Source organism: Shewanella schlegeliana (assembly GCF_016765635.1).
GTDB lineage: Bacteria > Pseudomonadota > Gammaproteobacteria > Enterobacterales > Shewanellaceae > Shewanella > Shewanella schlegeliana.
The window spans coordinates 159626-172694 of sequence record NZ_JAESVD010000004.1; the positions used below are offsets into that span (position 1 = coordinate 159626).

Annotated in this window: 8 protein-coding genes; all 8 read left to right on the top strand. The window is 45.9% G+C overall.

The features are described 5' to 3' along the window. Positions 1–2 precede the first annotated feature (2 nt). The 8 genes from JMA39_RS08450 (at position 3) to JMA39_RS08485 (ending at position 13010) form a co-directional block, all read left to right on the top strand. On the top strand, positions 3–2000 hold the full coding sequence (locus JMA39_RS08450; RefSeq protein ID WP_202721445.1) for a VWA domain-containing protein: 1998 nt from the start codon (positions 3–5) through the stop codon (positions 1998–2000). Next, positions 1994–3628: a BatD family protein gene (locus JMA39_RS08455; RefSeq protein ID WP_202721446.1), complete on the top strand. Its 1635-nt coding sequence runs from the start codon at positions 1994–1996 to the stop codon at positions 3626–3628. The genes JMA39_RS08450 and JMA39_RS08455 overlap by 7 nt, the downstream gene beginning before the upstream one ends. Before the next feature lie 241 nt (positions 3629–3869). Continuing rightward, positions 3870–4433 (top strand): sigma-70 family RNA polymerase sigma factor, encoded by a 564-nt coding sequence (locus JMA39_RS08460; protein WP_202721447.1) that lies wholly within the window; start codon positions 3870–3872, stop codon positions 4431–4433. Further along, positions 4426–5130 carry a DUF3379 domain-containing protein gene (locus JMA39_RS08465; RefSeq protein ID WP_202721448.1) on the top strand — a complete coding sequence of 235 codons (705 nt, stop codon included), beginning with the start codon at positions 4426–4428 and terminating at the stop codon, positions 5128–5130. The genes JMA39_RS08460 and JMA39_RS08465 overlap by 8 nt, the downstream gene beginning before the upstream one ends. 141 nt (positions 5131–5271) lie before the next feature. Then, positions 5272–6723, top strand: a complete 1452-nt coding sequence (gene putP / locus JMA39_RS08470; protein WP_202721449.1) for a sodium/proline symporter PutP — start codon at positions 5272–5274, stop codon at positions 6721–6723. A 355-nt stretch (positions 6724–7078) separates the two neighbouring features. Then, on the top strand, positions 7079–8389 hold the full coding sequence (locus JMA39_RS08475) for an OmpP1/FadL family transporter (protein WP_202721450.1): 1311 nt from the start codon (positions 7079–7081) through the stop codon (positions 8387–8389). 274 nt (positions 8390–8663) lie between these two features. Beyond that, positions 8664–9701, top strand: a complete 1038-nt coding sequence (locus JMA39_RS08480; protein ID WP_202721451.1) for an efflux RND transporter periplasmic adaptor subunit — start codon at positions 8664–8666, stop codon at positions 9699–9701. A 42-nt stretch (positions 9702–9743) separates the two neighbouring features. Next, positions 9744–13010 carry an efflux RND transporter permease subunit gene (locus JMA39_RS08485; protein ID WP_202721452.1) on the top strand — a complete coding sequence of 1089 codons (3267 nt, stop codon included), beginning with the start codon at positions 9744–9746 and terminating at the stop codon, positions 13008–13010. Positions 13011–13069 lie beyond the last annotated feature (59 nt).

A 13069-nucleotide genomic window follows, 5' to 3' on the forward strand; every position in this document is an offset into this window, starting at 1 on the left:
CTATGCATTTTTTACGTCCTGAGTGGTTCTTAGCTCTACTTCCTATGGCCTTGCTACTACTGCTTTTATTAAAGAGCAAAGCAGCGAGTTCAAACTGGAACCGCTATATCGCCCCCCACTTAGCCAAGTTGCTAGTGGGAGGCTCGATTAAAAAGAGAAACAATAATATCGGCTACCTAGCCTTAGCTTGGTTTATTGCCGTATTTGCCCTGTCTGGTCCTGCGTTTGAGAAAAGAGCACTGCCAGTCTACGAGTCGGCTCAGGGACGCGTCATCGTCATGGACATGTCTTTATCTATGTACGCTAATGACTTAGTGCCTAACCGCTTAACTCAAGCAAAATTTAGAGCCACCGATCTTATCGATGGTCTCTCAGAAGGTGAAACAGGCTTAATCGCCTACGCAGGGGATGCGTTTACCATCAGTCCTCTTACTCGTGATAAAGCTACCCTGTTAAACCTATTGCCAACGTTAACGCCAAGTATTATGCCAGTCAGAGGCTCAAACCTTGAAGCGGCGATTACTCAGGCTAAATCCCTGCTCAGTCAAGGTGGCCATATTCGCGGTGATATTATTTTGTTTACTGACGGCGTATCTCCGGCACAATTTAAACGTACAGAATCGGTGCTCGCCGACAGTCAGTATCGACTGGCTATTATGGCTTTCGGAAGCCAGCAAGGCTCACCGATTAAGCTACCCGATGGTCAACTCTTGCGCGACAACGCCAACCAAGTTGTGGTTGCTAAAACCGATTACAAGCTGTTAAAGGAACTGGCAACCGAGGCCAATGGTATTTTAGTACCTAGTCGTGCTGACGGTGAAGATGTCACCCAGATTAAGCAATGGTTAGCCAATAGCCAAGATACCAAGGCAAGCGATCTTGAGGGCGAAACTTGGCTAGACTTAGGGCCCTACTTTGCACTGCTATTATTACTGCCCGCGTTATTGAGCTTTAGAAATGGGATGTTGGCGAGTCTAGCGCTACTGATATTGATTCAGCCGAGTACGCCTGTCTATGCAAGCACTTGGGACGATCTGTGGCAAACACAGGACCAACAAGCCATGCAGGCCTATCAAGCGAAAGACTACCAAGACGCCGCGAGCCAATTTGCTAACCCGCAGTGGCAAGCTAGCGCGTTATATAAAGCAGGTGATTATGAAGAGGCGCTTAACGCCTTTGAAAAAGATGACTCTGCCAGCGGTCTATACAATCAAGGTAATAGCCTAATGCAACTAGGCCAATACGCCGAGGCGCAAAAACGTTATCAATCGGCCGTTGAAAAGAATCCTGATTTTGATGCCGCTAAGAGCAATCTTGAGCTGGCCAAAAAGCTGCAACAACAGCAAGAGCAACAAAACCCTGAGCAAACCCCCGATAACAGCTCTGATGACAACTCTGATAAACAGTCAGATAAAAACCGAGGGGATGACCAATCCAGAGGTTCTGATCAAAACAAGTCTCAATCTCAAAATTCAGAGTCAAAAGAGAGTCAACCTGGTGATCAACAAGAGAATGATTCACAACAGGGAGAGTCTCAGCAGGACAAGCAAGAGTCTGAGTCCGATTCAAAACAAGAATCTCAGCAGGAGCAACAAGGTGATACTCAATCCGATGAGAGCCAGTCCGATGAGAGTCAATCAGAGCAGCAAGAAGCGGCCAATAATGACGCTGAAATGCAAGCCAACCCTGATGAGAATAACACTGAAAAAACTCAAGCTAACAGTCAGTCAACTCAGCAAGCTGAGAAAGAGCAAACAGCAGATAATGAGCAACAAGTTCAATCAGCAGAAATGGCTCAAACGGACGAGCAGCCCGCAGGAGAAGCGAAGCAAGTTCCCTCGAGCACGATTGCTACAGATGAGCCATTACCGCCTGAGATGGAGCGCGCCCTAAGGGCTGTCGCAGATGATCCACAGGTCTTACTGCGAAATAAAATGCAACTTGAGTACCAAAAACGTCGCCAACAAGGCATCAATACTAAGGAAAACGAACAGTGGTAATACGGCATATTTTTCTTTTAGCGATTATCGCCCTAACAGCCGCCTTTCCTGCTAGCGCGATCACAACACTGCAAGCCTCGGTCGATCGAAACCCCGTTATGGAGGGGGAGTCTTTAGTGCTAACGGTTACCGCTGATGACGATCTCAACAGTGGCAAGCTCGATACCTCAATGCTACTTAAAGACTTTATCGTTGGCCGAACCAGCATCAGTCGCAGTAAGCAGATAATGAACTTTGACGCCAGCAACGAGACCCGCTGGCAAGTACTGTTATCGCCTAAAAATACCGGCACGGTTACGATTCCAGCTTTTACAATCGATGGCATAAGCTCTCAGCCTATCGCGTTATCTGTTTTAAAAGCGGGCTCTCAACCTCAGCAGTCACAAGATATCTTTATGCGTGCTAACTTGTCGAGTGAGCACGCTTATGTCGGCCAGATGCTGACATACAAGGTAAAGCTGTATCTCGCATTAGAACTGCAGCGTGGTGTGCTTAATGCGCCAAATCTTGAAGGTGCACAGATAAAGCAGCTTGGAGAAGATAAAGACAGTACAGAGATCGTCAATGGCCGCCGTTACCGGGTCATCGAACGTAACTATGCCATTATCGCCGACCAGCCAGGAAAACTGACTATCGAGGGTGCCAGCTTCTCCGGAGATGTGGTTGTACAGTCTAGACGCAACGGCGCCATGTTCTCTTTCAACGAAAGCAGACCAACACAGACTCAGGCACCAAAAGTGACAGTGGTTATCGAGCCAATACCTGCCGACTATCATGGTCAGTGGCTTGTCTCTGACTTGGTTGTATTAAAAGAGGATTGGCCTGAGACGCAAACCGAATTTAAAGTCGGCGACCCTATCACGCGTACCATCAACCTGTTGGCATCAAACACAGATGAGACCAGCCTTCCGGAAATTCAATTAAACACACCTGCGGCACTAAAGGCCTACCCAGAGAAGCCTCAGCGTAATACCTTCTTACGTGATAATCAGATGGTGTCTCAGCTAACACAAACCACGGCGATAGTCGCTACCCGCGCAGGCACTTATACCCTGCCAGAAATTAAGGTACCTTGGTGGAATCCGCACCTGAATAAACAGCAATTTGCGACTCTACCGGCGCGAACCATCACTGTGACTGGCGGCGCGGCACCTGAGCCTACCTCAGCTTTAGTGACACAGGAACCAAGCAATACCAGCGCTGGTTTCTGGCCTTGGTTGTCATTGGTGCTTGGAGGCTTGTGGCTCGTCACATTGCTGCTTTGGCTTAAAGAGCGTAAGAGGAGCCCGATACCGCCTAGTATTGAATCGACTTCAAAAAGCATTAAGCCCAGCTCTTCGCTCGTAGCGCTAGAGTCTGCTTGTCAGGCAAATAATGCTTCAGCCGTGCTCAATGCGCTGACTCGCTATTATAGCGAGCTATATCAGCGCCCGATGACCCTGAGTCAAATAGCGGCAACCAATAGCACGCTAAGTCATAGTATTAACCAACTACAGCAGGCAGCATACGCTTCGAGTCCGCAATCTGGTACGGTTGATTTCTCGAAAATCTTATCTGCAGCCAAGATGGCAAACCCCAATACCAAGCCTGATACAGGCTCGGCGCTAGATAAGCTAAACCCAAGCTAATTCTATGCTTGATGTAACGACCAACAAAGCGCCTCACTGTAGGCGCTTTTTTTATCCATTCAGGTGCTAAGTCTAAAACGCCAATCGCTCACCTTATTTCTTGAGTTAGGTTGTTGAGTTCATGTATTTCTCAAACTAGACACATTTCTTGCACTTATCACACCGACAAATCTAACAATTGGTATTCGTTATTCATCGAGGGTAAGCTGTCATTTATTGATCCCGTTAAAAAAATTGAAAAATGTTTGATAGTTGGCGAAATAAAAAGTCGAAGTCCACGGTCTCTTCAGACATGGTTAGCAAACAACGACGATACGATAGCCTTGTCAGGGCACTTCATGCCGATATATACCGTTTCGCCTATTGGCTTTGCGGAGATAAACATGTCGCTGAAGATATCACTCAAGAAACATTTTTACGTGCTTGGCGTTCACTCGACTCTTTAAAAGATGAAAAAGCCGCTAAAGCTTGGTTAATCACTATTTTGCGACGTGAAAACGCCCGACGTTTTGAGCGCAAACAGTTTAACTACTCAGATGTTGAGCAAGAGTTTATCGAGGATACCTTTTCTGGCAGTACCGAAGAACATGCAGAGCAACACCTAATCCGTAGACAGATTTACAACTTGGAACTTGAGTATCGAGAGCCATTACTACTACAAGTCATCGGTGGATTTAGCGGTGATGAAATCGCAAAAATTCTCGATTTAAATCGCAATACCGTTATGACCCGTTTATTTAGAGCAAGAAATCAACTTAAGGATCAACTTGAACAACCGCAGATCAGGGGGCAATCCAATGGATGAATTAAAGTTTCGCCGCCAAGCCTATAGCGACCCAAATAGTCAAGACCCTGACTTTCTCGATGCAGCGATGGAGTCAGCCGATAGAGAAGCTTTTTTAAATGAGCTAAAAGGCTTAGATAATAAGATTGAGCATGCCCTTAAAATTGACGTACCGGACGACCTTGCAGCAAAGTTATTGTTAGGGCAGCAACTACAGCATCATCATACACAGCGCCGTAAAACAGGATTCGCATTTGCTCTCGTTGCCTCGATAGCATTTTTAGCCGGGATGACATTTACCCTGTTAAGAATGGGGCCAGTCGACTTGGGGCAACACGCTCTTGCTCATGTTTATCATGAAACACAAGCACTGAAAGTTGACCAAAATGTACCGTTTCAAGATGTAAACTTCCAACTCGCTTCCCTCAAAGGAAGCAACGAAATGAAGTTCACTCAACAACCAGGCAAGGTCTTTTACAGTACCTATTGTGATTTTCAAGGTGTACAGAGCCTACACCTTGTAATGCAAGGCGAGCATGGGAAGGTCACATTATTTATCGTACCTCTTGAAGAGCGAATGGTGCTTGATAAAGCCTTTGCCGATAACAAATACCAAGGAATGGGCTTTGAAACGGATAACGCCTATATGTTGCTAGTTGGTGAGCAACGCGAAGATCTTAATTACGTGAAAAACGAAATCAAGCAAACATTTATCTAACCATCCTTTACAACCAGCGATGTTTACTGCACATCGCTGGTTAGAACTTCATCACATATCCCCGCTTTATTGGGCGTTAGCTCATAGATCTGCTAGCATAGCGCCTACACAAATTGAAAATAAAAGAAGCGTGCATCACACATGACAATTGAATTACCTGTTTTAATTACTTTTATCGCCTACCTTGCTCTTATGATGGGCATAGGCTTATGGGCTTATAAAGCTACAGACTCTGTTGACGATTATATTCTTGGTGGCCGCGGCATGGGTCCTGCGGTAACAGCACTGAGCGTGGGTGCATCCGATATGTCAGGCTGGTTACTACTAGGCCTACCTGGAGCGGTATACTTAGGTGGACTAGGCGAAGCATGGATTGGCATAGGTCTAGTATTCGGCGCTTGGCTCAATTGGTTATTCGTCGCCAAACGACTCAGAGTTTATACCCAATTTACCGATAATGCGCTAACCCTTCCCGACTTCTTTGAAAAACGCTTTGAAGATAATAAAGGCATATTAAAACTCGTCTCTGCTGTTACTATTTTAGTTTTCTTCACCTTCTACGCTTCATCAGGCATGGTTGGCGGCGCCATCTTATTTGAAAAAGTATTTGGTCTCGATTACACCTTAGCACTGCTTATTGGCTCTACGATTATCGTTGCCTACACCTTTGTTGGTGGTTTCTTTGCCGTTAGTTGGACCGACTTTTTCCAAGGTTGCCTGATGCTTATCGCGCTATTGATTGTGCCTGTCGCTATTTTTAGCCTACCAGAGACCCAAGCAGGCTTGGAAAACATCGACCCAGCAATGCTATCTATGTTCAATGAAAATACCACCTTGATTGGTTTCGTATCGCTACTAGCTTGGGGCCTAGGCTACTTTGGTCAGCCACATATTCTTTCTCGTTTTATGGCTATCGCTTCACCTGATGATATTCCCGTCTCTCGTCGCATCGCCATGGGTTGGATGCTTTTAGCCCTAGTCGGTGCGTTAGCAACTGGTATCGCGGGCAGCCTTTACTTTGCAGCTGAACCACTGTCTAACCCTGAAACGGTATTTATTCACTTAGCCCATGCAGCCTTTAATCCATGGATTGGTGGTTTACTGATTGCCGCCATCTTATCGGCAATTATGAGTACTATCGATTCACAGTTATTGGTTTGTTCTAGTGTGATCACCGAAGACTTCTATAAGAAGTGGCTACGTCCACAGGCAACGAGCAAAGAGCTCATGCTAGTTGGCCGTATTGGCGTATTGGCGATTGCCATCATTGCTGGTGTTGTTGCCCTTAACCCTGAAAGCAGCGTTCTTGGGTTAGTTAGCTATGCTTGGGCAGGATTTGGGGCCGCTTTCGGCCCTGTCGTATTATTATCTCTGTTCTGGCGTGGTTATAGCCGTAATGGTGCTGTGGCAACAATCATCGTTGGTGCTTTAACCGTGGTTATTTGGAAACAGCTTACTGGCCATATCTTCGATATCTACGAAATCTTACCGGGCTTTATCCTAGCGACCCTAACTGGTGTCATTGTCAGTAAAATGAAAAGCCCATCAGAGACAATAAAACAGCAGTTCGATAGCTTCCAAGCTAAGCTATAGCTGTAATCGTGAACATAAGCAGATAAAAAGCGTACACTTGTACGCTTTTTTTATTTTTAGCCATCGTCTGCTTTTTACACGCCACGCTACATTTCATTAACCCGAAATCAAACGACCACTCAGCCCAGAGCCTGTGCTGGCCGTACTTTCTATCGTCCATTTTAATTGCTCAGTTAATTGCCAGCTAAAAAAGCGCCCAATAATTAACTAAGGTTTAACAATAAAACAATTCTGGTCGGAGTTGTTAGCTTGCACACATCTCCCTACTATGCACTGGTCTAATAAGTGGATCTTGCCGCTAATCATGAAATTAGCCCCGAATAAGCAAGACTAAAATATAATAGAGATGATAATAATGAAGAATTTCAACAAGACTCTTATTGCTGTATCAGTTGCTCTAGCAAGTACTCAAACAATGGCTGCGGGTTTCCAGTTAAACAGCCAGTCAGCAACAGGTATTGGTCGCGCATTTGCGGGTGATGCTGTAATCGCTGACAACGCATCGGTACTTTCACGTAACCCAGCTGCAATGGCATTGTTTGATCAAAAACAACTTTCAATGGGCTTAACCTATGCTGATGTTCAAGTTGAAGTGAGCGATGTATTCGTTAACTCAAACCTTGGTGAACTGCATTACGGTAGCGTCGATGACGCTGCTGAGGCTAAAGTTATCCCTAACTTTTACTATGTAAGCCCAGTCAATGATAAGTTTGCCTACGGTGTGGCTATGTTCAGCAACTTCGGTACAGGTACGGATACTAGCGATCTATCAAAGCCTAAGCCTATCTTAGGTGGCACAGCACAAATTCCGGCACCTGTAGACTTATTAGGCAAAACTGAAGTGACCACAATCAACTTCAACCTAAGTGCTTCTTACCGTATCAATGACCACTTCAGTGTAGGTGCTGGATTAGATGTGATCTATGGTTCAGGTACACTTACACGCGCAGGTGAATTACCATTAGGCCAAGATGGCTCTTATGTCCCAGTCGACCTTGTTGATGTTGATGCTGATGGCATCGCATTTGGTGGTATTGTCGGCGCGGTTTACGAGATCAATGCCAATAACCGCTTAGGTGTCAGCTACCGTTTCAGCCCAGAGTTCACAGCTGATGGTACTGTTAATTTTGGCAGTACAGAGTTCGAAGAGATCAACATTCCAATCCCAGATATCTTCCAGGTTGCTGGCTTCCATCAGCTAACCGATACTTTTGCACTACACTACACAGCGCAAATGACAACTTGGGGCGACTTCCATGAGATCACTGTTACCGATCCTGCAGAAGCACAGCTAAAGAAATACGCTTGGGATGACTCATGGTTATTCAGTGTTGGTGGTACATACACACTAACTGATAAGTGGACACTGCGCGCAGGTTACATGTTCGACCAAGGTGTTGTTGGCGAAGTCAGCTCTATCTCTATTCCTGATTCAGATCGTCAGTGGTACACAATGGGTGCAACTTACAACCTATCAAAGAATACTAGCCTAGATTTCGGTATCGCATTTGTTCGTGGTGAAGAGACTCAACTAACAGAACATAGCTCTGTGTTAGATCTTGTTAGCCAACAGATGCCATTCCTTGGCTCTGACCTAGGTACTGTACATGCGACTACAACGTCAAATGCAACATACTACTCTATCCAATACAACTACAAGTTCTAAGCTAATCGCTTAATTGTAAACCGTATCTCGATAACAAAAGCCGCATAGCAATGCGGCTTTTTTATTGCCTAAACCCCAATGTTCTACGCTCGTAAATGAAGGGGATAGGGTAAGCCATCATCATATACCCTCGATTATTGTTTAATCCCTACTAATCAAATCGCTATAATTCTAGGCAAACCCGGTTCATCGCATTTTTCTAATGAATAATTGTTGCAGATAAAAACCACATCCATTAGAATTATCTCATGAATTGATTTTGGTGCACAATAATATGAAAAATACCTTCTTTGGCTATCTACTCATTAGCTCTCTCCCCTTTATAAGTCTGTCTGCAACGGCAGAAGCTAAAAATATTGAGTCGATTTCAGTAAGTCTTAAACCCTATCCGAACTGGGTGCAATTAGACGCTGTCGTCGAGCCAACGAAAGCAGCCACTGTTTCGGCGCAAACTTCTGGGCGAATTATCAAACTCAACTACGACATCAATGATCTGGTTGCCGAAGGTGCACCACTACTGGAGATCACAAATAAGGAACAAGGTGCGCAACTTGCGGCGACTGAAGCCGATTACGCCAAAGCCAGCGCTGTCAATGTAGAAGCGCAGCAGCAGCTTACACGCTATCAAGCACTGTTCCCAAAAGGTGCCATATCTAAAGGCGAAATGGATGAAGCCGAAGCCAATGCCAAGTCGGCGCAGCAGGCGGTGAGTGCTGCAAAAGCCAAAATCACTCAAGCCAGAGAGTCACTTAACTACACCTTAGTCAGCGCCCCCTTCGCAGGCATTGTTACCCAAAGACACGTCGAAGAGGGTGAGACGGTAAGCCCGGGACAAGCCTTGTATTCCGGCTACTCCTTAGCTCAGATGCGCGCCGTAACTCAAATACCTCAGCGCTATGTCAACGCGCTAAAACAGCAGCCAAAATTCAGATTAACCTTAGCCAATGGTAAGCAGATCAACAGTGAACAATTAACACTGTTCACCTTTGTCGATCCTAAAAGCCATAGCTATAAAGTGCGCATCAACTTGCCAGATAATGTCGAGGGTGTGATCCCTGGAAGCCTTATCAAAGCCCAGTTTATCAGCAGCAGTCGCAACGCCATATTCGTGCCAGAGTCCTCGCTGATCACCATGAATGAGTTAAGCGCCGTCTATATTCAGCAAAATGATAAATGGGTATTAAATCAAGTCAGAACTGGACTTCATGATAATGGCAAGGTTGAGATCTTAGCTGGATTGTCCGATGGCGATCTGGTGGCCAAGGACGCCTATCACGCCCTATTAATGCTTAAGCAAAGCCACAAGCCATAGTGCGATAACTGGAAGTTGTAACTAGGAATTAGGATACTTTATATGCCAACTCAAGATAATTTAGGTATTTCGGGGCGTATTGCTCGCGCCTTTCAATCCAGTGCTATCACACCGTTATTGGCGCTACTAGGCTTACTACTGGGGCTTTTTGCGGTCATCGTTACTCCTAAAGAAGAGGAGCCACAAATCGATGTCACCTTTGCCGACGTATTTGTCCCCTTCCCTGGCGCCACGCCCCGTGAAGTAGAAAGCTTAGTGACTCTGCCAACCGAGCAGATTATCTCTGAAATTAAAGGCATAGATACCCTCTACTCATTTTCACAACCAGATGGTGCACTCTTCATTGTGGTCTTTGAGGTCGGTATTGCTCGCAATGACGCCATTGTTAAGCTCTACAATCAAATCTACTCTAATCTTGATAAGCTGCCACTCAATGCAGGCGTGGGTGAACCGCTGATAAAACCTCGCGGCATCGACGACGTACCGATTGTGAGCCTCACCTTATGGTCGAAAGACAGCTCGGTTTCAGCAGAGATGCTAACTCATGTCGCTAACGGCTTAGAAACAGAAATAAAAAGAATCCCAGGTACCAGAGAGATTAACTCAGTAGGCGATCAGCAACTTAGCCTCAACGTGAGAATCGATCCGGTTAAGATGAATTACTTTAACGTCTCATTTGATGAGATAAATCAAAGCCTCAGTAATAACAACCATATCTCAATGCCTAGCTCGCTAGTTCAAGGTAATCAGGAGATAAAGGTCCAAGCTGGCCAGTTTTTGCAAAATATCGAAGATGTAAAGCAACTCGTCGTTGCTGTAAAGCAAGACAGTGACGGACACAGTAGCCCAGTCTATCTTGCGGACTTTGCCGATATTACCCTCAATGCCGATCTGCCAGTAAAAAGCGCATGGCATGGTGATAAGCAAGCGATCTATCCTGCTGTGACCATCGCTATAGGTAAGCAGCCGGGTAAGAATGCCGTCGATGTGGCCAACGCTATCATGGATAGAGTAAGCCAAGTCCAAAATGTGCTCATACCTAAAGGCGTCGAAGTCACCGTCTCACGCAATTATGGCGAAACAGCAGGAGACAAAGCCAACACATTGATATTAAAGCTAGTGTTTGCTACCGCCGCAGTGGTGATTCTAGTCTTAATGACAATGGGTGTTAGAGAGGCTGTTGTAGTCGGTATTGCTATCATCATCACCTTGGCGCTTACCTTGTTTGCCTCTTGGGCATGGGGCTTCACACTCAACCGAATATCCCTGTTTGCCCTCATTTTCTCTATCGGCATATTGGTAGATGACGCCATCGTGGTTGTTGAGAACATTCATCGACATATGGCGATGGGTAAGCGATCTTTCTCAGAGCTAATTCCTGTCGCCGTTGATGAAGTGGGCGGCCCAACAATTCTCGCCACCTTTACGGTGATTGCAGCTCTACTCCCTATGGCCTTTGTATCTGGCTTGATGGGACCCTATATGAGTCCAATACCGATCAATGCCAGTATGGGGATGCTTATCTCTCTTGCGGTGGCATTTATGATCACTCCTTGGTTAAGCCGGAAATTCCTAAAGCACTCTCAGCCCCTTCATAACGAGGAGCATCAACATAGTGAGGTTAATAAAGAGCAGCAACCAACACAAGGGTTCATGTTTAAGCTGTTTAACCGTTTAATTGGTCCCTTTGTTCAAGGTAAAAATGCGCGTAAAGCAAGGCTTGGCCTAGCGGCAGGGATTTTTATCCTCATTGCGGGAGCCGTTGCTCTGCCCATGGCAAAGTTAGTGGTACTGAAGATGCTGCCCTTCGATAACAAGTCTGAGTTTCAAGTGATGGTCGACTTGCCAGAGGGCACGCCGGTTGAGCAGACACAAAAAGCACTAAAAGAGTTAGGTCGCTACCTTAATCAAGTGGAAGAGGTGGAGAATTACCAACTCTACGCCGGAACCAGTGCGCCGATGAACTTTAATGGTTTAGTGCGTCACTACTTCCTGCGTCAAACTCAAGAGCTAGGTGATATTCAGGTTAACTTAGTGGATAAAAAGCATCGCGACCGCGATAGCCACAGCATAGCACTGTCAGTTAGGGCGCCACTACAGGCAATTGGTGATAAGTACAATGCCAATATTAAAGTGGTTGAAGTGCCGCCAGGGCCGCCTGTTTGGTCGCCAATTTTGGCCGAAGTTTATGGTCCCAGTGAAGCCATTCGAGAGCAAGCAGCTAACCAGCTACTCGGGCTTTTTAAAGAGACCAAAGATGTGGTCGATATCGATATCTTTTTACCTGAGTCGGCATCGAAGTGGCAAGTGATCATAGACCGAAGCAAGGCGAGCTTGCTTGGTGTCCCCTACAGCCAAATTGTCGACTTAGTCTCGACTTCTATCGGCGGTAAGAACATCAGCTATCTTCACAAAGAGAATCAAAAACACCCCGTGCCGATTAAAATTCAGCTTCAAGAGGGAGCCAAGGTCGATCTGGAGCAAGTATTGAATCTGACGTTACGTAGCAACAGTGGTCAAGCCATTCCTGTCTCTGAGTTAGTCAGGATCGACAAAGGCAATATTGATACCCCTATTATCCATAAAAACATGATCCCGATGATCATGGTGGTTGCCGATATGGCTGGTCCCTTGGACAGCCCTCTGTATGGTATGTTCGACATGGTTGGGCAGATCAATGATAAGCAGGACTCAAGTTTAGAGTCTGATTTAGGCTCTGATTTAAGCTCTAGTTTTAGTTTTGAACAGCACTTCATCAGCCAGCCTAGCGGGCTCGATAGCGTCGCGGTACTCTGGGATGGTGAATGGAAAATTACCTATGAGACCTTCCGCGATATGGGCATCGCTTACGCTGTGGGCATGATTGCCATCTACCTGCTGGTTGTCGTACAGTTTAAATCCTATAGCGTACCGCTGATCATCATGGCGCCCATTCCATTGACAGTCATTGGGGTGATGCCGGGCCATGCCCTACTCGGCGCACAATTTACCGCAACCTCCATGATAGGCATGATCGCCCTTGCAGGAATTATTGTACGTAACTCGATTCTCTTAGTGGACTTTATTCACCAAGAAGTTGCGGCAGGCGTGCCTTTTGAGCAAGCGGTCATACATTCTGGTGCGGTTAGAGCCAAACCCATCATGCTGACCGCATTTGCCGCCATGATAGGAGCGCTATTTATCATAGATGACCCGATTTTTAATGGGCTTGCGATAAGCCTTATCTTCGGCATCTTAATTTCCACGCTATTAACCCTAGTGGTGATCCCTGTGCTTTATTACGCGGTGATGAGAAAACGCTATCAGTAATGTTATCTATGGCGGTACATGCCGCCATAGTCACTTATACCTATCAGTATACAAGGAGT